Source organism: Oceanobacillus halophilus (assembly GCF_003628505.1).
Taxonomy (GTDB): domain Bacteria; phylum Bacillota; class Bacilli; order Bacillales; family Amphibacillaceae; genus Oceanobacillus; species Oceanobacillus halophilus.
The window spans coordinates 341,319-362,477 of record NZ_RBZP01000001.1; the positions used below are offsets into that span (position 1 = coordinate 341,319).

Annotated in this window: 22 protein-coding genes; 20 read left to right on the forward strand and 2 right to left on the reverse strand. The window is 34.5% G+C overall.

The annotated features are described in order from the left end of the window. Nucleotides 1–56: 56 nt before the first annotated feature. From D8M06_RS01735 to glnA, 11 genes are all read left to right on the forward strand, one after another. Entirely contained in the window at nucleotides 57–623 is a 567-nt protein-coding gene (locus tag D8M06_RS01735) for an outer spore coat protein CotE (RefSeq protein WP_121202633.1), read from the forward strand. Between the two features lie 555 nt (nucleotides 624–1,178). Then, the gene (gene mutS / locus D8M06_RS01740; RefSeq protein WP_121202634.1) at nucleotides 1,179–3,761 is read left to right on the forward strand and encodes a DNA mismatch repair protein MutS; all 2,583 of its coding nucleotides are present in this window, start codon (nucleotides 1,179–1,181) and stop codon (nucleotides 3,759–3,761) included. A gap of 30 nt (nucleotides 3,762–3,791) precedes the next feature. Further along, nucleotides 3,792–5,645 carry a DNA mismatch repair endonuclease MutL gene (gene mutL / locus D8M06_RS01745; RefSeq protein WP_121202635.1) on the forward strand — a complete coding sequence of 618 codons (1,854 nt, stop codon included), beginning with the start codon at nucleotides 3,792–3,794 and terminating at the stop codon, nucleotides 5,643–5,645. Nucleotides 5,646–5,775: 130 nt separating this feature from the next. After that, the gene (locus tag D8M06_RS01750; protein WP_277749456.1) at nucleotides 5,776–6,240 is read left to right on the forward strand and encodes a Dps family protein; all 465 of its coding nucleotides are present in this window, start codon (nucleotides 5,776–5,778) and stop codon (nucleotides 6,238–6,240) included. A 23-nt stretch (nucleotides 6,241–6,263) separates the two neighbouring features. Beyond that, nucleotides 6,264–7,199, forward strand: a complete 936-nt coding sequence (gene miaA / locus D8M06_RS01755; RefSeq protein WP_121202636.1) for a tRNA (adenosine(37)-N6)-dimethylallyltransferase MiaA — start codon at nucleotides 6,264–6,266, stop codon at nucleotides 7,197–7,199. Nucleotides 7,200–7,237: 38 nt separating this feature from the next. After that, nucleotides 7,238–7,462, forward strand: a complete 225-nt coding sequence (gene hfq, locus D8M06_RS01760) for an RNA chaperone Hfq (protein WP_121202637.1) — start codon at nucleotides 7,238–7,240, stop codon at nucleotides 7,460–7,462. 127 nt (nucleotides 7,463–7,589) lie between these two features. Further along, nucleotides 7,590–8,522, forward strand: coding sequence for a stage V sporulation protein K (gene spoVK, locus D8M06_RS01765; RefSeq protein WP_121202638.1), 933 nt, complete (start codon nucleotides 7,590–7,592; stop codon nucleotides 8,520–8,522). Between the two features lie 290 nt (nucleotides 8,523–8,812). Further along, nucleotides 8,813–10,069, forward strand: a complete 1,257-nt coding sequence (hflX, locus tag D8M06_RS01770) for a GTPase HflX (protein WP_121202639.1) — start codon at nucleotides 8,813–8,815, stop codon at nucleotides 10,067–10,069. Between the two features lie 46 nt (nucleotides 10,070–10,115). After that, a complete protein-coding gene (locus D8M06_RS01775) occupies nucleotides 10,116–11,357 on the forward strand; it encodes a methionine gamma-lyase family protein (protein WP_121202640.1) in 1,242 nt (413 codons plus the stop codon). A gap of 133 nt (nucleotides 11,358–11,490) precedes the next feature. After that, nucleotides 11,491–11,886: a MerR family transcriptional regulator gene (locus D8M06_RS01780; protein WP_121202641.1), complete on the forward strand. Its 396-nt coding sequence runs from the start codon at nucleotides 11,491–11,493 to the stop codon at nucleotides 11,884–11,886. A gap of 55 nt (nucleotides 11,887–11,941) precedes the next feature. Further along, a complete protein-coding gene (gene glnA / locus D8M06_RS01785; protein WP_121202642.1) occupies nucleotides 11,942–13,276 on the forward strand; it encodes a type I glutamate--ammonia ligase in 1,335 nt (444 codons plus the stop codon). Between the two features lie 64 nt (nucleotides 13,277–13,340). On the opposite strand, the gene lexA is transcribed toward glnA, so the two are convergent. Further along, a complete protein-coding gene (lexA, locus tag D8M06_RS01790; RefSeq protein ID WP_121202643.1) occupies nucleotides 13,341–13,964 on the reverse strand; it encodes a transcriptional repressor LexA in 624 nt (207 codons plus the stop codon). 273 nt (nucleotides 13,965–14,237) lie between these two features. Between lexA and D8M06_RS01795 the strand changes: the two genes are divergently transcribed. The 9 genes from D8M06_RS01795 to D8M06_RS01835 all read left to right on the forward strand — a co-directional run bounded on the left by D8M06_RS01795 (nucleotide 14,238) and on the right by D8M06_RS01835 (nucleotide 20,642). Continuing rightward, the gene (locus D8M06_RS01795) at nucleotides 14,238–14,876 is read left to right on the forward strand and encodes a YneB family resolvase-like protein (protein ID WP_121202644.1); all 639 of its coding nucleotides are present in this window, start codon (nucleotides 14,238–14,240) and stop codon (nucleotides 14,874–14,876) included. Between the two features lie 88 nt (nucleotides 14,877–14,964). Next, nucleotides 14,965–15,198: a DUF896 domain-containing protein gene (locus tag D8M06_RS01800; protein ID WP_121202645.1), complete on the forward strand. Its 234-nt coding sequence runs from the start codon at nucleotides 14,965–14,967 to the stop codon at nucleotides 15,196–15,198. A 137-nt stretch (nucleotides 15,199–15,335) separates the two neighbouring features. Then, nucleotides 15,336–17,333, forward strand: coding sequence for a transketolase (tkt, locus tag D8M06_RS01805; RefSeq protein ID WP_121202646.1), 1,998 nt, complete (start codon nucleotides 15,336–15,338; stop codon nucleotides 17,331–17,333). A 170-nt stretch (nucleotides 17,334–17,503) separates the two neighbouring features. Further along, on the forward strand, nucleotides 17,504–17,959 hold the full coding sequence (gene sirA, locus D8M06_RS01810; RefSeq protein WP_121202647.1) for a sporulation inhibitor of replication protein SirA: 456 nt from the start codon (nucleotides 17,504–17,506) through the stop codon (nucleotides 17,957–17,959). Between the two features lie 47 nt (nucleotides 17,960–18,006). Continuing rightward, nucleotides 18,007–18,231, forward strand: a complete 225-nt coding sequence (locus D8M06_RS01815; protein ID WP_121202648.1) for a YneF family protein — start codon at nucleotides 18,007–18,009, stop codon at nucleotides 18,229–18,231. A 215-nt stretch (nucleotides 18,232–18,446) separates the two neighbouring features. Continuing rightward, a complete protein-coding gene (locus tag D8M06_RS01820; RefSeq protein ID WP_121202649.1) occupies nucleotides 18,447–19,151 on the forward strand; it encodes a cytochrome c biogenesis CcdA family protein in 705 nt (234 codons plus the stop codon). A 56-nt stretch (nucleotides 19,152–19,207) separates the two neighbouring features. Continuing rightward, complete coding sequence (locus tag D8M06_RS01825; protein WP_121202650.1) at nucleotides 19,208–19,633, forward strand: Na(+)/H(+) antiporter subunit B; 426 nt, start codon at nucleotides 19,208–19,210, stop codon at nucleotides 19,631–19,633. A gap of 18 nt (nucleotides 19,634–19,651) precedes the next feature. After that, nucleotides 19,652–20,038 carry a response regulator gene (locus D8M06_RS01830; protein ID WP_121202651.1) on the forward strand — a complete coding sequence of 129 codons (387 nt, stop codon included), beginning with the start codon at nucleotides 19,652–19,654 and terminating at the stop codon, nucleotides 20,036–20,038. A gap of 124 nt (nucleotides 20,039–20,162) precedes the next feature. Beyond that, entirely contained in the window at nucleotides 20,163–20,642 is a 480-nt protein-coding gene (locus tag D8M06_RS01835) for a CcdC family protein (RefSeq protein WP_121202652.1), read from the forward strand. A 2-nt stretch (nucleotides 20,643–20,644) separates the two neighbouring features. Here the strand turns inward: D8M06_RS01835 and D8M06_RS01840 are convergent, their stop codons facing one another. Next, nucleotides 20,645–21,127: a DUF2621 family protein gene (locus tag D8M06_RS01840; RefSeq protein ID WP_121202653.1), complete on the reverse strand. Its 483-nt coding sequence runs from the start codon at nucleotides 21,125–21,127 to the stop codon at nucleotides 20,645–20,647. Nucleotides 21,128–21,159 lie beyond the last annotated feature (32 nt).

The window sequence follows — 21,159 nt, forward strand, 5'->3', positions numbered from 1 at the left end:
TTTAGGTATTTGTCTTGCATAAAATGACTATGAAAAAAGAGGAGGTAAAAGTAATTATGACTTTTCTTGATAAAGAATATAGAGAAATCATCACAAAAGCAGTCTGTGGGAAAGGCCGTAAATTTGCACAGGATTCTCATTCCATTACACCGTCACATAGACCTTCAAGTATTCTAGGATGCTGGGTAATCAATCATTTATATAATGCAAAGAAGAAATCTGAAGATACAGTAGAAATTAGTGGAAGTTACGATATCAATATTTGGTATTCGTACAATGATAATACGAAAACGGAAGTAGTTACTGAAAGAGTGAATTATACAGATGTTATCCCACTAGCTATTAAAGATAAAAATACAATAAGCGACGAATACGATGTTGTTGCCAAAGTAATTCAACAGCCTAATTGCTTAGAATGCAAAATCGCAAGCAACGGTCATAAAATTGTTGTAGAAATTGAAAGAGAATTTATTGTGCAAGTAATTGGAGAGACAAAAGTATTTGTGAGAGTAGATCCAGATTGGGATTACGATGATGACGATGATGATGATGCGTGGGATCATCACGTAACAGACGATGAACTAGAAGGGGTTAAACCTAATTTCTTAGGCAAGAAAGATTAGCAAAAAATACGAGGGAGTATTCTCTCGTATTTTTTATTTTGTCTGCGATATAAAAAATAGGCAGGTACAGGATGCAGCACTTTTGTTCTGAACAAACGATTGATTATATATGGCTCTTACCGCACGTTTTGTTTCTTTTTAATTATGTCGAAGTTGATAGAAACTGTTGATATATGTAATTAAGAATAGTGCTATTACCCGCTACGGAAAGCGACTGCCCGGAGCGGAAATCAACAACGCACTACATTACACATTTATCTTTAATTAAATTAATCAGGAGTCTATATAAAATGTACCCTAACTATAAAAAGCAACAATCAATTAGAAAAGAGCCAATTCAACAAACATCTCAATCTACATGTTAAATTATTTATAAAAAAATCTCCCTTTCTCTAACTCCACTGAAATATGCTATAATTGTATAAGTAATTATCGATTTTTGCACGTTAAGGATGTTAATGTAGAATAACAAGGTAAACATAAATACTAAGTATCTATTAAACACATTCGACATAGACGAGGGCGAATGTGAGTTTTCTAATGGAGGATTATTTAATGGCGAAGCTAACACCAATGATGGAACAATATATGAAGATTAAAGCAGATTATAAGGATTCCTTTTTGTTTTATCGTTTAGGTGATTTTTATGAAATGTTTTATGATGATGCAATTAAAGCAGCAAGAGAATTAGAAATCACACTGACAAAACGTGGAAATGGTAATAGTGAATCAATTCCAATGTGTGGGGTACCATATCATTCAGCAGAGAATTACATTAAAACGTTAATTGAAAAAGGTTATAAAGTTGCTATTTGTGAGCAGGTAGAAGATCCTAAAACGGCTAAAGGAGTTGTAAAAAGAGAAGTTGTACAGCTTATTACACCAGGAACGGTAATGGAAAGTAATATGCTGAGTGAAAGTGAAAACAACTATATTGCTAGTCTTTCTCATTTTCAAGATGGGAGTTTTGTTATTGTTTATAATGACCTGTCCACTGGTGAGAATCGTATTGCGCTAATATCTCATGGTTGGGATGCGGTAATTCATGAGTTATACAATCAACCAATTAGAGAAATTGTTATTTCCTCTAATTTACCGGAGAGTTTGCAAACACAGTTAAAGGATCGATTGAATGTAACACTATCTTATCAGAATGAAATTACTTTTAATGCAGAATACCGCAATCTAAGTGAGAACTTAAATGATGAACGTTTAATGAAAGGATTCAGCCGACTGTTAAACTACATCCAATATACACAAAAGCGTTCATTGGATCACCTGAAGAAAGCGGAAGTAATAGAGTTAAAAGACTATCTATCATTGGACATGTATTCCAAACGCAATTTGGAGTTAACAGAAACTATTATAAAAAAAGGGAAGCATGGAAGTTTATTATGGGTGCTTGACCAAACAGTTACAGCGATGGGCTCCAGAATGCTAAAAAAATGGCTGGAGCGTCCATTATTAGATAGACAGCGTATTGAAGACAGATTAGATATGGTAGAAGGACTTTACCAAAGCTTTATGGAAAGAGACTCCATTAGAGAAACGTTAAAATCAGTTTATGATTTGGAGAGATTATCCGGGAGAATTGCTTTTGGTAATGTAAATGCGAGAGACTTAATTCAACTCAAACATTCCTTGGAAAGAATTCCTGAGTTAAAAATAATCTTAAAGCAATTCGAACAGAAGGAGATTCAAGAATTAGCTGATAGTTTAATTTATCCAGAACATATCGTGGAGTTGCTTGAAGCAGGAATTGTGGATGACCCACCAACTTCCATTAAAGAAGGTTCTATTATTAAAGATGGTTATCATGAGACATTGGATTCTTACCGTTATGCTTCTAGGAATGGAAAGAAATGGATTGCGGAATTAGAACAAAAAGAAAAACAAGAGACAAACATTAAATCACTAAAAATTGGGTATAATCGAGTATTTGGTTATTATATTGAAGTGACGAAAGCTAATTTACATTTATTGCCTGAAGGTAAGTATGAGCGTAAGCAAACCTTAACTAACGCGGAAAGGTTTATTACTCCAGAACTCAAAGAAAAGGAACAATTAATTCTGGAAGCTGAAGAAAAGAGTGTGGAATTAGAATACCAGTTATTTATAGAGATACGCGATAGAATTAAGGAACATATTCCTGAGCTCCAACACCTTGCTGATGTGGTAAGTCAAATTGATGTATTACAGGCATTTGCTACAGTTAGTGAGAAGAACAACTATAAACGTCCAACCTTTGGAGATAAACAGCTTCATATTAAAAATGGCCGTCATCCTGTGGTAGAGCAAGTAATGAAAGATGGATTGTATGTTCCTAATGATATATCATTGGATGAAAATAACAATATATTATTGATTACCGGACCAAATATGTCTGGTAAGAGTACGTATATGCGTCAACTTGCTTTGACAGTGATAATGGCCCAAATCGGATGTTTTATACCGACTGATGAAGCGGAACTAATAATTTTTGACCAGATTTTTACTCGAATAGGTGCTGCAGATGATTTGGTTTCAGGACAAAGTACTTTTATGGTGGAAATGCTTGAAGCGAATCATGCAATATCTAATGCCACAGATAAGAGTTTAATTTTACTAGATGAAATCGGTCGTGGGACAAGTACCTATGATGGGATGGCATTAGCTCAAGCAATAGTAGAGTATATTCACAACAACATACATGCCAAAACATTGTTTTCAACACACTATCATGAATTAACAGCATTAGAACAATCATTACCAAGATTAAAAAATATTCATGTTAGAGCAGAAGAACATGAGGGTAATGTTGTTTTCCTACACCAAATAAATGAAGGAGCAGCAGATAAAAGTTACGGTATTCATGTTGCAAAACTGGCTAATCTTCCCGATTTATTAATTGAACGAGCGAGTACAATCTTACAAGAGTTAGAAACGGGAAATAAGGCAGAGCCGACAACAGAAAAATTAGAATCTGGTCAGCTATCTTTTTTTGTGGAAGAGGAGCAGCCAGATGAAAAACAAAAAGAGAATGTTACTAATTCGAAGGCAGGGGTCCTTCAATCACTAAAAGAATTGAATTTATTTGATATGACTCCTATGGAAGCAATGAATGAGTTATATCGTTTGCAAAAAGAGGCAAAAAAATAGAAGGTTAAGAATGGAAAGGGTTTTGTTTGCATGAAAATTGTTCAAATGTCTGATGCTTTAGCTAATAAAATCGCAGCAGGTGAGGTTGTTGAACGGCCGTCATCGGTAGTAAAAGAATTAGTAGAAAATAGTATTGATGCAAACAGTACGTGGATTAAAGTTGATGTTTCAGAAGCAGGACTTGAACAAATAAAAGTAACGGATAATGGAGAAGGAATGAGTGAGGAAGATTGTGAACGGGCTTTTCTTCCTCATGCTACAAGTAAAATTAAAGATGAGAATGATTTATTTCATGTGAAAACACTAGGATTTCGTGGAGAGGCATTAGCTAGTATTGCTTCCGTAAGCAAGTTAACTATTAAAACTTCTGAAGGTATAGGAGCAGGAGCGAGTCTTTTATTAGAAGGCGGAAAAATCATCGAAAAAAAGAAAAGTGATGCGAGAAAAGGTACAGAAATAACAGTTGACAATTTATTTTTCAACACACCTGCACGTCTTAAATATATGAAAACAATTCATACGGAATTAGGTCATATAACAGACCTACTAAATCGTCTTGCACTATCACATCCAAATATACGATTTGAAGCAACTCATAATGGAAAAGGACTATTCAAAACTGCTGGTACTGGTGATATGCTACAAGTGATTTCACAAGTATATGGAATGAATGTTGCTAAAAATATGCTTCCCATAAAACATAAAACATTAGATTTTTCGATTGAAGGGTATATCGCTAAACCTGAAGTAACAAGAGCATCCCGTAACTATATTTCTACCATTATTAATGGACGATATATTAAGAGTATTCCATTATCACAAGCTATTATTCGCGGTTATCATACGTTATTACCTATTGGTAGGTCACCTATTGTTGTCCTTTCGATTAAGATGGATCCTATTTTAGTTGATGTCAACGTGCATCCAACGAAACTAGAAGTCCGTTTTAGTAAGGATAAAGAATTATTCTCTGAACTAGAAGAACTTATCCGAAATAAGTTTAGGGAGCTTACATTAATACCTGAAATGGAAACACAGAAGCCAAAAGCAAAAGAGAAGTCTTACCAACATATGATGAATTTTGAAAGCTCTACTGTGGTAAATGAACCTAGTCTAATGAATACGGCTGAAAATAAAGAAACAGCTACTCACGATATACAAACAGCTGCTACAAATTACAGTTCTCTTTCTGAACCAATTCAACCAACTTCTAGTATTACGGAACCGATGGATGAAAATGAAGAAGTATCAAACAAACAGGAAGAGACAAAAACAATAGAATTCGCTAATTCGTCTAGTCAGCGAATTCCAGCAATGTATCCAATCGGCCAATTGCAAGGAACCTATATCTTGGCTCAAAATGAAAACGGGCTATACATGGTTGATCAACATGCAGCTCAAGAGAGAATTAAGTATGAGTTTTTTAGAGATAAGTTAGGGAAACCACCTAAAGAATCACAGGAATTACTGCTCCCAATGACCTTTGAATTTTCCAAACAGGAATCCATCTTTATTGATAAGTATAAAGAAGAAATGGAAAAAGTAGGCTTGTTCTTTGAAGAATTCGGCAATCAAACCTATGTTATTCGCTCTCATCCAAATTGGTTTCCAAATGGGTTTGAAGAAGAAGTTATTCGAGAAATGGTTGAGCAAATTATGAATGAAGAAAGAATTAATATTGAGTCTATACGTGAAGATGCAGCAATTTTGATGTCCTGTAAACGGTCCATCAAAGCAAATCACTATCTAAACAACGATGAAATGCTCCGATTACTCGAAGATCTTAGAAATACAACAGACCCATTTACCTGTCCACATGGAAGACCAATAATTGTTCATTTCTCCACCTATGAGTTGGAAAAAATGTTCAAGCGTGTTATGTAATGAAGTATAAACAGCACACCTCTAGGGTAAAGATATAATAAAAGGCCTTCAGTTTAACAGAGGTATATTAAGTATTTTCTAGTAAAAGGTAACCGCAGTACTAATATTCTAGAATGTAGAGGTGTGCTAATTGGAGAATAAAAATCAGGAATTAATTAATTTTTTGAATCAAACTTTAGCCAATTATTTTGTTATGTATGTGAAATTGCATCGTTATCATTGGTTTGTTCAAGGAAGACATTTTTTCACCTTACACGAAAAGTTTGAAGAAATGTATGAAATGGTCGCAAGTGATCTAGATGAGATAGCGGAACGGATATTAGCTATTGATGGAAAACCATTAGCTACAATGATTAAATATTTAAAAGAAACGACATTAACAGAAGCGAATGCGGATGATAAGGAAAATGAAATAATAGATCAGCTGACAAAAGATTACAAACAAATTATCGATGAAATTAAAGAGGAAGGAATTCCTCTTGCAGAAAAGCATGAAGATGAACCATCGGCTGACTTACTCATTACCATCCAAGGGAAATTGGAGAAATACGTTTGGATGCTAAATAGTTATCGCGCATATGACACTCAGGAATAAATAATGGAATTAGGGGAATACTAATGAAAAAAACCGTAATTGCAATTATGGGGCCTACCGCTGTAGGTAAAACTAACCTAAGTATTGAAGTGGCAAAACGATTTGGCGGGGAGGTAATAAGTGGGGACTCCATGCAAATTTATAGAGGCATGGATATTGGAACTGCTAAAATAACAAAAGATGAAATGGAAGGTATCCCTCATCACATGATAGATATTAAAGAGCCAGATGAGGGATTTTCAGTTGCTGATTTTAAAGAATATGTTCAACGCTACATAGAGGAAGTATCTAGTCGCAATAAACTACCAATTATTGTTGGTGGAAGCGGATTATATATACAAGCGGCTTTATATGATTATAACTTTTCAACTCAAAAGAGAAATGAGTTTATCACAAGGAAATTAGAAAAAAGAATGGAAGAAGAAGGTCCATTACCCTTATATAAGTACCTTGAGAAAATTGATCCAGTACAAGCAGAAAAGATACATCCAAATAATTATAGGCGTGTTATTCGTGCGTTGGAAATCTATGAAACAACCGGAATGAGCATGACGGAGTATCAAAAAAATCAAACTGCAGAGTCTCCGTATAATTTAGTGTTAATTGGGTTAGAAATGGATAGAGCAGAATTATATAAACGCATTAATTTACGTGTTGATCAAATGATTAATAGTGGCTTATTGAAAGAGGTAAAGACGTTAATTGGTAAGGGTTATAGCAAATCTCAGTCGATGAATGCAATTGGTTATAAGGAATTTATTCCTTATTTTGAAGGCGAACAATCACTCGAGGAATGTATTGAGATTTTGAAAAGAAACTCCAGAAGATTTGCTAAACGTCAGTATACGTGGTTCAAGAATAAAATGGACATTACCTGGTATGACGTAACTAATTCAAATCGAAATGAAAAGTTTCCTATGATTTTAGATGATTTAGCAGGAATTTTGAAAAATAAATAGAATTAATTAAGTATAGATAGAAAAGAGGAGGAAGCACGATGGCACAATCTGTAAACATTCAAGACCAATACTTAAATCAATTACGAAAGAATCATATCTCAGTCACTGTAATCTTAACCAATGGTTATCAATTGAGGGGCATTGTTAAAGCGTTTGATAATTTTACTGTATTGGTGGAAACAGAAGGGAAACAACAACTTATTTTCAAACATGCAATTTCAACCTTTGCACCAGTAAAGAACATTACTCTTGAAAAAGAATAAAATTATAAACGGGCGAGAAATCGTCCGTTTTTTAGTTGTTTAAGAGTTACCCCGGCGCTCGGTATAGGCATTTGTCACAACTTATTTGATTGGTGCGTATACTATGTGTGACTGAAGGGGTGATGGTGTGGAATCGCAAAAAAATCGTTATAAGAATAGCCAAATAAATATCATATTACATGACAATAAAAAAGTAAAAGTAGAAGACAGTAATCATCTACGTTCCCAGGAGAATAATCCATTTAAAAATATAGATGAAGAATTTTCTACATTTATTGGAATGAATAAATTAAAAGCTACCATTAAAGAAATATATGCTACCGTAGTTATAAATGAAAAACGTAGAGAGATTGGTTTAAAGGATAGCAAGCAAGTGTTGCATATGTTATTTAAAGGGAATCCAGGTACTGGAAAAACAACAGTTGCTAGAAAACTGGCAAAGCTTTATTTTGATATGAATCTATTGTCAAAAGGGCATTTTATAGAAGCTGAAAGAGCAGATTTAGTTGGCGAGTATATTGGGCAAACTGCACAAAAAACCCGCGCCATTATTCAGAAGGCAATAGGCGGTGTGTTGTTTATTGATGAAGCCTATTCATTAGCTCGTGGTGGTGAAAAAGACTTTGGCAAGGAAGCAATTGATACTCTGGTAAAACATATGGAAGACAATCAAAACGATTTTGTATTGATACTTGCGGGATATCCAGCTGAAATGGAGCGTTTTCTACGATTAAATCCAGGGTTGAAATCAAGGTTCCCCTTTATTTTAGATTTTGAAGACTATAAAGTAAATGAACTACTTGAAATAGCTAAACAGATGGCTGCGGAAAGAGAGTACAAATTAACGAAAGAAGCGGAATGGGAATTAAGGAACCATCTATATAAGAAAACACAAGAGCGGCTAAGGAATTTTGCGAATGCACGATATATACGTAATGTAATTGAACACTCTATTCGAGTTCATGCCGTTCGATTACTTGAACTTAATCGTTATTCTTCCGATGATTTAATCTACTTAACAGGCAGTGATTTACAACTAGATGAATTGCAGCAATTTTAGAGATGAATACAACTTCTCCAGTGTAATAAAAACTGGAGAAGTAATTTTTTTATAAAAGTACGGTTTCTTGTTATGATGAAACTATAGATTTTGGAAATTATATTTAATAAAGGCTCTGTTCGTAAATTTTGTTGCTTTTTAAATGTGTTGGAGTCGATAGAAACTCCTAATACTATTCTGAATTAAAGATATCAATAGTCTGTATAAAATGCGACGTAACTATATGTAGCAACATTCCATTAGAAAAGAGCCTTAATAAACAATGAGGATATAGAGAGAAGGTTGTATTAATGCTAGAAGAGAAAATATTAATTATTGCAGTCAAAAAACCAGAACAAGACGAATGGCGCTTTCAATCTTCTTTAGATGAATTAATATCTTTAGGAAAAACTGCTGGTGGTGTAGTTCACAAAGTGATGACTCAAAACCGTCTTAAAATTCATCCTGCTACCTATATTGGGAGTGGAAAAATTGATGAAATTAGGCAGGAAGTCGAAGAATCTGAAATAGATCTTGTTATATCTAACGACGAGTTATCTCCAGGTCAATTAAGAAATTTAACAAATTATTTAGGTGTTAGAATCATTGATCGTAGTCAACTTATTCTAGACATCTTTGCACAAAGAGCAAAGACAAAAGAAGGGAAACTCCAGGTTGAACTTGCACAATTAGAATATATGCTACCACGACTTGCTGGACAAGGTGTCGAAATGTCACGTCTTGGGGCTGGGATTGGTACAAGAGGTCCTGGAGAAACAAAACTGGAAACAGACAGACGTCACATTAGAAATCGTATTACTGATATTAAACGAAGACTAAAAATGGTAGTCCGCCAACGTGAACAGTATAGAAATCGGAGAAAATCAAATGATGTTTTTCAAATAGCTATTGTCGGTTACACTAATGCCGGTAAATCCACCATTTTTAATCGATTAACGGACAGTGAATCGCTGGAAGAAAACAAGTTATTTGCTACACTAGATCCCTTAACAAGAAAGATACAATTACCATCTGGTTTTCAAGCGTTAATTACGGATACAGTAGGATTTATTCAGGATTTACCTACTTCTTTAATCGCGGCATTTCGATCCACTTTGGAAGAAGTAAAAGAAGCTGACTTTTTATTGCATGTGGTAGATATGTCCCAGGAGAATCAAGTAGAGCAACAAAAAACTGTAATGAAACTTCTCGAAGAACTTGATGCCCATACCATACCAATGTTGACAGTCTATAATAAAAAAGATTTAGGTCAAGAAGAGTTTATTCCCTTGTATCACCCTAATATACTCATAAGTGCTTATGAAAAAGAAGATTTACAGGAATTGCTTTTAAAAACGGAGTCCTTGCTTAAAGAAGCATGGAACTATTATCATGTGCAAATTGATTCGAGTGATGGAAAAGTGATGGCAAAATTAGAACGTGATACAATCATTGAGGATAATAGTTTTGATGAAGTACTAAACAAGTATATAATAAATGGTTATGTTCCACCACACCATTCTTTAAATTATTTAGTAAGTCACAATAATGAGGATAAAGAAATTTAAGAAAACAAAATAAATGGTGAATATCATCTAAGGAGTAAGCTGAAATATGATTGAAAATATTGTTAAAAATGCAGAGTCGGATTGTAATCCAATTCATTTAGAAATAAATCAAATAGTTGAAAATAACCAAAAACGTGTATTAGATGCTTTTGTAAATAACCGAATCAGTGACAGTCATTTCCACTCAACTAGTGGTTATGGGTACGATGATTTGGGAAGAGAAGGATTAGAATCAGTATATGCAGAGGTTTTTGGTGGTGAGGATGCGCTTGTAAGACCACAGATTGTTTCGGGTACACACGCAATAACCACCACCCTTTTTGGAATACTACGACCTAATGAGGAATTAATTTACATTACGGGAAAGCCATATGACACCTTAGAAGAGGTAATTGGCATTCGAGGGACTAACACAGGTTCTTTAATGGATTTTAATATTGACTATAATGAAATTCCATTAACGGATGAGGGTAAAGTTAACTTTGACGAAGTATCTACCGCCATTACAAAGAAAACGAAAGTAGTTGGTATTCAACGGTCAAAAGGATATGCTAGCCGTCCCTCTTTTACAATAGAAGAGATTCGAGAGATGGTTGATTTTATTAAAGAAATCAATAAGGACATCATCATTTTTGTGGATAACTGCTACGGTGAATTTGTGGAAGAAAAGGAACCTCTTCATGTAGGAGCGGATATAATAGCTGGATCTCTAATAAAAAATCCAGGTGGAGGTATTGCTAGAGCTGGAGGATATATTGCGGGAAAAAGAGATCTAATTGAACGTTGTGCGAATCGCTTAACTGCACCGGGGTTAGGGAAAGAAACAGGTGCTACTTTTAATATGCTTCAGGAAATGTTTCAAGGTTTCTTTTTAGCACCACATGTTGTTGGTGAGGCATTAAAGGGAGCCATTTTTACAGCCAGATTTTTAGAGTTAGCAGGTTTTCAAACTTCGCCAGCTTACCAAGAGAAACGGACAGATTTAATTCAGTCGGTCATTTTTGAACAACCAGAACAAATGATTGCTTTTTGTCAGGCAATCCAGAGAAATTCACCTATTAATTCCTATGTTACGCCATATCCAAGTGAAATGCCGGGGTACGAGGATGAAGTAATCATGGCGGCCGGTACATTTATCCAAGGTGCTAGTATTGAACTGTCTGCAGATGGCCCCATACGTAAACCATATACGGCCTATGTGCAAGGTGGATTAACTTACGCACATGTAAAGATTGCGTTAACAGAAGCGGTAAAACATTTGATGGAAGTAGGATATCTACATATATAAAAAGGATTACAATGTATTTCACAGCCTCTAGATATTTGAATTCTATTTATATGTAAGGAAACCTAACATCGTCTTGACATCTATTATTACATTAAATATACTTGTAAACAGATAAGGTCTAGGGGGTCATTTTTTGAATGATAAAGAGCGTCGTTCGATGCCCTTATTTTCCATAGGTACAGTCATGAAATTGACAGAACTATCAGCCAGACAAATAAGGTACTATGAAGAAAATAAATTAGTATTTCCTGACAGAACGGCTGGGAATCAACGTTTATTCTCCTTTAACGATGTTGATAGATTGCTAGAAATTAAAGATTTATTAGATAAAGGTCTAAATTTAGCGGGAATCAAATTATTGTTAGAGGAATCTAAAGGCGTAAAAGAGAAAAAAGTGACAACGAAGGAGACGGAATTAACAGAAAAAGAATTAAGGAAAATCCTACGAAACGAATTAAAACAGCCAGGAAAATTAGGCCAATCTAATTTAAGACAAGGGGAATTATCAAGGTTTTTTACTAATCGCTGATTTTACTTTTTAGATCAGTTGGTAATTCTAATTATAATCACCTAGGAGGCGTGTAATGGGAAAATACACAAGGGAAGACGTAGTAAAACAAATTAATGAACAAAATGTTAAATTTATTCGTTTGCAGTTTACTGACATGCTTGGAACAATTAAGAATGTAGAGATTCCACTTAGTCAATTAGGAAAGGCTTTGGATAACAAAATGATGTTTGATGGATCTTCTATTGAAGGGTTTGTACGTATCGAGGAATCAGATATGTACCTATATCCTGATTTAGATACTTTTGTAGTGTTTCCATGGACATCAGAAAAAGGAAAAGTTGCTCGTTTTATTTGCGATATTTATAACACGGATGGTACTCCTTTCGAAGGTGATCCTCGATATAATCTTAAGAGGAACCTGAAAAAAATGGAGGAACTTGGGTTTAATGCATTTAATATTGGGACTGAGCCAGAATTCTTTTTATTTAAATTAGACGAAAGAGGCAAACCTTCTTTAGAACTAAATGACCAAGGTGGATATTTTGATTTAGCTCCAACTGACCTAGGTGAAAACTGTCGCCGTGATATTGTGCTTGAATTAGAAGAAATGGGATTCGAAATTGAAGCTTCTCACCATGAGGTTGCTCCAGGTCAGCATGAAATTGATTTTAAATATTCAGATGCAGTCAAACATGCAGATGATATTCAAACATTTAAATTAGTGGTTAAAACAATCGCACGAAAACATAACCTGCACGCAACATTTATGCCAAAACCACTGTTTGGGGTGAATGGTTCAGGAATGCATGTTAATATGTCGCTTTTTAAAAATGGAGAAAATGCATTTTATGATGCTAATGGAGATATGAAATTAAGTGAAACGGCATTTCACTTTATTGCTGGTATAATGAAACACGCTCAAGGATTTACTGCTGTTACAAACCCAACAGTAAATTCTTACAAACGTCTAGTGCCTGGGTATGAAGCACCAAGTTATGTTGCTTGGTCTGGTTCTAACAGAAGTCCACTGTTACGTGTTCCTAGCTCGCGAGGAGTAAGTACTCGTGTGGAAGCTCGTAGTGTCGACCCTTCTGCTAATCCATATTTAGCACTTTCTTCATTATTAGCTGCTGGCCTAGATGGAATTGAAAATAAATTAACTCCACCAGCAGCGGTAGATCGTAATATTTATGTTATGTCTAATGAAGAACGGGAGGAAGCTGGAATTCAAAATTTACCTAGTACATTAGCAATTGCGCTAAATGAGCTGAAAAAAGATGAAGTAATTAAGAATTCACTTGGTGACCATCTTTATGAACATTTTGTGGAAGCAAAAGAAATTGAGTGGGATATGTTCCGTACTCAAGTACATCCTTGGGAGAGAGAACAGTATATTACAATATATTAATCTACTAAAAAAAGGAGCAAAGCCATTTATGGTGTTTGCTCCTTTTTCTCGTTTATAAAATCTCTTAGTGTATATTGCGATATAAACCGATAACTTTACCTAGAATGGTAACATTTTGATAGATTAACGGTTCCATGGTTGCATTCTCGGGTTGAAGACGAATGTGATCTTTTTCTTTGAAAAAACGTTTTACAGTTGCTTCATTCTCTTCGGTCATCGCAACAACAATATCTCCGTTATCTGCTGTGTTTTGTTGTTTAACAATAACCATATCCTTATCAAGAATACCTGCTTCAATCATACTTTCTCCATCTATAATTAAAACAAATAAGTTATCATCTGGACTTGCACTGGAAGTAGGCAGTGGAATAAACTCTTCTATATTTTCAACTGCTGTAATAGGTAATCCTGCTGTTACTTTACCAATGACAGGTGCATAACGAGCTTCTTCTCTAGGAATATTTCCCTCATCACTTTGATCTAATACTTCAATTGCTCTTGGTTTTGTAGGGTCTCTTCGTATGTATCCTTTACTTTCTAATCTTTCCAGATGACCATGAACAGTTGAACTGGAAGCTAGACCAACTGCAACTGCTATTTCGCGCACGGATGGCGGATAGCCTTTTTCATTTACTTCATTTTTTATGAATTCCAATATCATTTGTTGTCTATTTGAAAGTTTTGTCATCTATTATACACCTCGCGCATAGGATTTATTATTGATAGTTTACCATTTTATGATAGGCTACGCAAACATTCGTTCGAAAAAACCGTTGACAAGATCGTATGTTCGTGTGATAATATCATTATACGAACAGAAGTTCTATTGATTAAAAGGGGGACTTTTCTATGTTTGGTAATATTACAAAAACAGATTTATTTTATTTAGTTTCTTTTGCATTAACATTAGGCTTCTTATATGTTTCTATTATAATTAGCGGATAATAAGGAGATAGAAAAATTGAAAGCTATCATATATTGCCGAGTAAGCACAGATAAATCAACGCAAGAGACTTCTTTAGCTCGGCAAAAGGAAGAATTACTTAAACTTGCAAACCGTCAAGAATTAATAGTTGTTGATTCTATCGAAGAAAAAGTCAGTGGTTATGAAATAGACCGTGAAGGAATTTTTCTCATGCTAGATAAGTTTGCAAACAAGGAAGCGGATTGTTTACTGATACAAGATGAGACTAGACTTGGAAGAGGTAATACTAAAATTGCGTTGTTCCATCAATTACATAAATTAAATATACCAATCTATACTGCAATTCATGACGGTGAATTAGTATTATCAGAATCCGATTCCATGGTATTGCAAATAGTAGGTTTAGTAGAAGAATATCAGCGTAAAATTCATAACGCAAAAATAAAAAGAGGGATGAAACGCGCTGTGTCCCAAGGATACAATCCTACGAAAAACCTTTCCAATCAGCATATGGCTGCTGGAAGAGAAAGGATTGCTTTTCCCATTGACGAAGTAGTTAGGTTACGTCAGAATAAACTTACATTTGATGAAATAACCAAAACGTTAAATGGAATGGGCTACAATGTTTCGAAAGCAACTGTGCACAGAAGATATCAGGAATACCAAAACACTTGAATATCTAGTTGTTGAATAGTAAGATTTATGGCAAGAACATCGACAATGTTCTTGTTTTTTATTTCAGCTTAAAGAAAGGAAACGATGTATGCTTTCTAAAGAAAAATTAAATCGAATCAATGAACTGGCTAAAAAGTCCAAAAATGAAGGACTCTCCAATAACGAAAAGGAAGAACAACGAAGCTTACGTGAAGAGTACTTGAAAAATGTGAGAAAATCTTTTAAAAACCAGATGAAGTCCATGACGGTTATAGATCCGAGAGGTAACGATGTTACACCTAAAAAAGTAAGGGATATGCAAGAAAGGAATAAAAAACATTAATTTTGTAGCGTTTTTTGACTAAAAATAAACAATTTATCTTTTTGTTTAAGAAATAAACAAATAATACTTGTAGCAAAGTTAATTTCAATATAGAATAAGATAGGGTAGTTAACATCATAAGTGGAAGGAGCAAAAAAATGTCGAATATTGAAAATCTATCTATCAACACGATTCGCACACTATCAATTGATGCTATAGAAAAGGCGAACTCTGGTCATCCAGGATTACCAATGGGTGCAGCCCCTATGGCCTATACTTTATGGACTGATTTTATGAACCATAACCCTAAAAACTCAAAATGGTTTAATCGTGACCGCTTTGTACTATCAGCAGGCCATGGTTCTATGCTTTTATACAGTTTACTTCATTTATCAGGTTACAATGTATCAATGGAAGATATAAAAAACTTCCGTCAATGGGGTTCTAAAACACCAGGACATCCAGAAGTACATCATACGGATGGGGTAGAAGCAACAACTGGACCACTTGGACAAGGTATTGCAATGTCAGTAGGTATGGCAATGGCAGAAGCGCATTTAGCTGGAAGATTTAACAAAGAAGATATTTCTGTAGTTGATCATTACACATATGCGCTAGTAAGTGATGGAGACTTAATGGAAGGAATTTCACATGAAGCTGCATCATTAGCAGGTCATTTAAAATTAGGGAAATTGATTGCACTCTATGATTCTAATGATATTTCTTTAGATGGAGATCTAAATCGTTCGTTCTCTGAAAACATAGACCAACGCTTCCAAGCATATGGGTGGCAAGTTCTTCGTGTAGAAGATGGTAATGATATAAATGAAATTCGTAATGCGATTAAGCAAGCGCAAGAAAATACTGATCAACCAACATTGATCGAAGTAAGAACTGTAATTGGCTACGGTTCACCAAATAAATCAGCTTCATCTGCTTCACATGGCGCACCACTTGGTGGAGATGAAGTGAAACTTACAAAAGAGTTTTACGAATGGTCACATAACGAGTTCCATGTACCTGAAGAAGTTTATGCTGATTTTAAAGAAAAAATTGTAGATAGTGGATCTTCAAAAGAAGCAGAATGGAATGAAGTACTAAACAAATATAAAGAGAAATATCCTGAGCTAGCAAATGAATTTGAACTTGCAATGAAAGGTGAACTTCCAGAAGGCTGGGAAAATGAACTCCCTGTTTATGAAACTGGTTCTTCACTTGCATCAAGAGCGTCCTCTGGTGAAGTGTTAAATGGAATAGCTAAAGCTGTACCAAACTTCTTTGGTGGTAGTGCTGATTTAGCTGGATCAAATAAAACGTATATTAATGGAGAAACTGATTTTTCTAGGGATAACTATTCTGGAAGAAATATTTGGTTTGGTGTTCGTGAACATGCAATGGGAGCAGCACTAAATGGTATGGCATTACATGGAGGATTAAAAGTATTCGGTGGTACGTTCTTTGTATTTAGTGATTACTTAAAACCATCCATCCGTTTAGCTTCCATCATGAATATGCCTGTAACATATGTATTCACACATGATTCTATAGCTGTTGGAGAAGATGGCCCAACTCATGAGCCAATCGAACAGTTAGCTGGTTTACGTGCAATGCCAGGACTGTCTGTGATTCGTCCTGCTGATGGTAACGAAACACAAGCAGCATGGCGTTTAGCTATTGAATCAACTGATACACCAACTGCTCTAGTTTTAACTAGACAAAATCTACCAACTCTAGAGGGTACCAAAGAAAAAGCGTATGAAGGTGTGAAAAAAGGAGCATATGTAGTAAGTCAATCAGAAAAAGCTACTCCTGATGCACTTCTACTAGCTTCTGGCTCTGAAGTACAACTGGCTGTAGATGCTCAACAAGCATTGAAAGAAAAAGGAATTGATGCTAGCGTTGTAAGTATGCCTTCATGGGATCGCTTTAATGCACAAGATGAATCCTATAAGAATGAAGTTATCCCACCACAGGTGAAAAACCGTGTAGCAATTGAAATGGCATCTTCTCTTGGATGGCATAGATATGCAGGAGATAATGGAATCGTATTAGGTATTGATACCTTTGGAGCTTCAGCAAATGGCGATAAAGTGATTTCTGAATATGGTTTCACTGTAGAAAACGTAGTGAAGCATGTAGAATCTTTAGTGAAATAAAACTAACCAAAAGATGGTTTCCTATTCTAGGAGCCATCTTTTTGTCTATTTTTAAGTTTTTTAGGATGAATTTTGTCTTTTCGACAAAACTAGTGGTGATTTGCTTTGAAAATGTGACATCTTTTTTAAATAGAATCCGTATAATAGAATATAAAGGGGAGGTATTCTAGATGTATGAGTATTCTATCTATTGGATTAAAGAGGAAATAGCAAATCATTACTTTCATAAGAGTGATATTTTATATCGATTTATTAAAGAATACCGAAACAACCAGAATAGACTGGACTTGAAAAATCAATATATGTATGTTACTCAAGATTTTCATGTGAAAAGCTTAATCCATCATATAAAAAAACACTCGAAAGACCATGTGAATATTCAAATGGAAAATTCTTTAATGGAAATATCTTCTAACAGGCACTATATTTCTTTACATATAAGAGAAAAACATTTAAAATTTCAAAGTGGGTCATTACAAGATGCTGAAGAATTATTATTTCCTGTATTACGTCTATTTCACCCATACCTATTTGTCGTCAGTGATACATACCAAAACTATGGATGGATTTCTCCTGTGAAACTTCCAAGAGATGAGCTCAGGAATCAAGTATTGTATTCTTGTTAATGATTTAATATACTGTATAAGAGACAACACGAAGGAGGAAACTTGAAATGGCTACTATTTGGGTCGTACTAATTGCTATAGCAGCGTTAATAGCTGGTGTTGCTCTTGGTTTTTTCCTTGCAAGGAAATATATGATGGATTACTTGAAAAAGAATCCTCCGATTAATGAGCAAATGCTTCGTACCTTAATGATGCAGATGGGTCAAAAACCGTCCCAGAAGAAAATTAATCAAATGATGCGTGCAATGAATAATCAAGTGGATAAAAAATAGGAATCATACATTGACATATTATCCATTGTACACACAAAAAACTCTTATCATTATGATCGATGATAAGAGTTTTTTTGTTGAATCTAAGATAATCAAGATATATTGAGTTTATAACTCATGTTATCAATACCTTGGAATATTTTTCATTTTTGTCAAAATCTATTACTTCCAAATCACCTATAGTCTGTTACAATAAGGTGCAGAGGAGGGTTATTATGTCGGAGATTAACATTTTCCTTGCTTTTGGAGCTGGGTTTTTGTCGTTTATATCGCCATGTGTATTACCACTATTTCCAGTGTTCTTATCATATATTACTGGAATGAGCGTTAGCGAAATTAAGAATGAAAATACAAAAATAAATAAAAAAGCAATGCTACACACAGTATTTTTCTTAATAGGATTTTCTAGTATTTTTATTATGATTGGATTCACTACAACCTTTGTATCAGAATTTCTTTTAACTTACCAAGATATTATTAGGCAAGTTGGTGCTATTTTAATCATATTTTTTGGTTTGGTTATTGTTGGAGTATTTAATTTTGAATTTTTAATGAAAGACCGGAAAATCACATTCAAGAATCGTCCGGCTGGTTTTTTTGGTTCCTTTATTATTGGGATGGCTTTTTCATTAGGATGGACTCCATGCACAGGTCCTATTTTAGCTATCGTTCTATCTCTGGCTGCTACTAACCCGGATGTTGGTATGGTCATGATGATTAGTTATATTTTAGGCTTCTCGATCCCATTCTTATTATTAGCTTTATTTATTGGTAAGTTTAGTTGGATTAAAAAACACAGCCTTAAATTGGTTAAAATAGGTGGATATATCATGATTGGTACTGGTATTGCTTTATTTTTTGATTGGATGACAAAATTAACTGCCTTTCTTGCTGGTCTCTTTGGTTTCTCAGGCTTTTAAAGGGAATTTTGACGTGGTATACTAAAAGTAGACTTTCAAATTAAGGAGATTATGTTATGACAAGACCAAACAATCTTATTTTACGGACAACCACATCCTTAATAGCATTTCTACTATTGGGTTTTTCAATCTACCTATTTTTTGCTGGACATAATGCACCTGGTGGAGGATTTATTGGTGGTTTAATGACTACAGGTGCCATTTTGCTGTTGTATATGTCTTACGGTATTAATACCGTAACAAAAATGTTGCCTATCAATTATATAAAATTAATTCCTATAGGTTTATTAGTTGCAGTGGCGACAGGTGCAGGTTCTTTTCTTTTTGAGGTTCCATTTTTATCACATAGTTTTGGATATTTTCATTTTCCATTATTTGGTGAAGTAGAACTTGCTACCGCAATGCTCTTCGATTTAGGGGTATATTTAACAGTAGTAGGAGTAATGATGACAATTATCTTAACTGTTGCAGATGACCAATAATTGGTAGGAGGGCTTCACATGGCAAAAATTCTTGTGGTAGACGATGCGAAGTTTATGAGGATGACATTAGGAGAGATGCTCCAAAAAGCTAATCATGAAATTGTTGGGGAAGCAATAAACGGGGAAGAAGCAGTTTCCAAGTACATAGAACTATCGCCTGATATCGTAACAATGGATATTACCATGCCTGGTGTAAATGGAATTGAAGCAACTCGTGAAATTATCAAGCATAATCAAAAAGCCAATATAATTATTTGTTCTGCAATGGGGCAACAAAAGGTAATTAATGAAGCGATAGAGGCAGGTGCAAAAGATTATTTAATAAAGCCTTTTGATGAAAATCAAGTGATCGAAACCATGAATCGACTCATTTATAATTCCAAACAGTCAGTTTCAAATACGTAATTTGTTATATCTTATAAAATTCATGTGATATAGAACAAAGTAGGCAAAGTCCACTCACTTATATTATTGTTAGTGGACTTTTCTTCTTTATAATATAAGAAGGCTCTAGAAAGAGTGGTAGAAAATGTTTTGGATAATCTCAAGTACCATATTATTTGCCACAATGGCAGTGTTCATGATATTTGTTCGGTTAAAAGCAGCAAAAAAACCCGTTTCCGTAAAAAAAATTATCCTGCCTCCAATAATGATGAGTACTGGTATGTTTATGTTTATTTTTCCTGTCTTTCAAGTTGAATGGTTGCAGGTAGGAGAAGCACTATTAGTTGGAATACTTTGCTCTATTTTTCTTATTAAAACATCCAAATTTGAAATTAGAGATAAAGATATCTATCTGATTCCATCGCGTGCATTTCCATTTATTTTATTTGGGTTATTACTCTTTCGATTGGTGGTAAAACTAATTCTTGGAAGTTATATCTCATTTGGGGAGACCTCAGGAATGTTTTTTTTATTGGCATTGGGTATGATTGTTACATGGAGAGTTACTATGTTGTACCAATTTTTACAATTGAAAAAAACAATTCCAGAAGAAAAACACGCCTAAACTTACTTGGGCGTGTTTTTCTTCTGGCTTTTATACTTTGTTCGCCAATTATCTGTATAGTTTTCTTTTGATAGAGAAAACAGATGCTCATAAGGAGATACATCAATTTGTTTCTCTTTTAATTTTTTTCTTAAGAATTTATGATCTCGTTTTGGAGTTGCTAGAATATATCCTTGAATTACTTCTTCTTGTGTGATAATATCACAATTTTTCTTTAAAGCGACTTCACCGATTTTACTTCCAATACTTTGTTTGGCTACATCTCTAAAAAGTTCGGGAACTGGAGAGACTAATTCCTCCAATAACTGTTTTTCTTCTGGCCGCCACATAGTTTTTGTCTTTTCCAGGTAATGCATCTCCCAATCCATCACCGACTTTCCATCTTCTTTCGGAATTTGTTTTAAAAACTTTCGAAACATGAAAAAACCGCCAATTGAAAGTAAACCTATTAGTAAAAAACCCCACAATACTAAGATAATTTCCATTATTTCACCTAATTCTGAATATGAATTTTTTG

What these genes read in the sequence shown, in the direction of transcription:
- D8M06_RS01735 (WP_121202633.1), top strand. Translation starts at nt 57, where the DNA reads ATGACTTTTCTTGATAAAGAATATAGAGAAATCATCACAAAAGCAGTC.
- mutS (WP_121202634.1), top strand. Translation starts at nt 1,179, where the DNA reads ATGGCGAAGCTAACACCAATGATGGAACAATATATGAAGATTAAAGCA.
- mutL (WP_121202635.1), top strand. Translation starts at nt 3,792, where the DNA reads ATGAAAATTGTTCAAATGTCTGATGCTTTAGCTAATAAAATCGCAGCA.
- miaA (WP_121202636.1), top strand. Translation starts at nt 6,264, where the DNA reads ATGAAAAAAACCGTAATTGCAATTATGGGGCCTACCGCTGTAGGTAAA.
- hfq (WP_121202637.1), top strand. Translation starts at nt 7,238, where the DNA reads ATGGCACAATCTGTAAACATTCAAGACCAATACTTAAATCAATTACGA.
- hflX (WP_121202639.1), top strand. Translation starts at nt 8,813, where the DNA reads ATGCTAGAAGAGAAAATATTAATTATTGCAGTCAAAAAACCAGAACAA.
- D8M06_RS01775 (WP_121202640.1), top strand. Translation starts at nt 10,116, where the DNA reads ATGATTGAAAATATTGTTAAAAATGCAGAGTCGGATTGTAATCCAATT.
- glnA (WP_121202642.1), top strand. Translation starts at nt 11,942, where the DNA reads ATGGGAAAATACACAAGGGAAGACGTAGTAAAACAAATTAATGAACAA.
- lexA (WP_121202643.1), bottom strand. Translation starts at nt 13,964, where the DNA reads ATGACAAAACTTTCAAATAGACAACAAATGATATTGGAATTCATAAAA.
- D8M06_RS01800 (WP_121202645.1), top strand. Translation starts at nt 14,965, where the DNA reads ATGCTTTCTAAAGAAAAATTAAATCGAATCAATGAACTGGCTAAAAAG.
- tkt (WP_121202646.1), top strand. Translation starts at nt 15,336, where the DNA reads ATGTCGAATATTGAAAATCTATCTATCAACACGATTCGCACACTATCA.
- sirA (WP_121202647.1), top strand. Translation starts at nt 17,504, where the DNA reads ATGTATGAGTATTCTATCTATTGGATTAAAGAGGAAATAGCAAATCAT.
- D8M06_RS01815 (WP_121202648.1), top strand. Translation starts at nt 18,007, where the DNA reads ATGGCTACTATTTGGGTCGTACTAATTGCTATAGCAGCGTTAATAGCT.
- D8M06_RS01820 (WP_121202649.1), top strand. Translation starts at nt 18,447, where the DNA reads ATGTCGGAGATTAACATTTTCCTTGCTTTTGGAGCTGGGTTTTTGTCG.
- D8M06_RS01825 (WP_121202650.1), top strand. Translation starts at nt 19,208, where the DNA reads ATGACAAGACCAAACAATCTTATTTTACGGACAACCACATCCTTAATA.
- D8M06_RS01830 (WP_121202651.1), top strand. Translation starts at nt 19,652, where the DNA reads ATGGCAAAAATTCTTGTGGTAGACGATGCGAAGTTTATGAGGATGACA.
- D8M06_RS01835 (WP_121202652.1), top strand. Translation starts at nt 20,163, where the DNA reads ATGTTTTGGATAATCTCAAGTACCATATTATTTGCCACAATGGCAGTG.
- D8M06_RS01840 (WP_121202653.1), bottom strand. Translation starts at nt 21,127, where the DNA reads ATGGAAATTATCTTAGTATTGTGGGGTTTTTTACTAATAGGTTTACTT.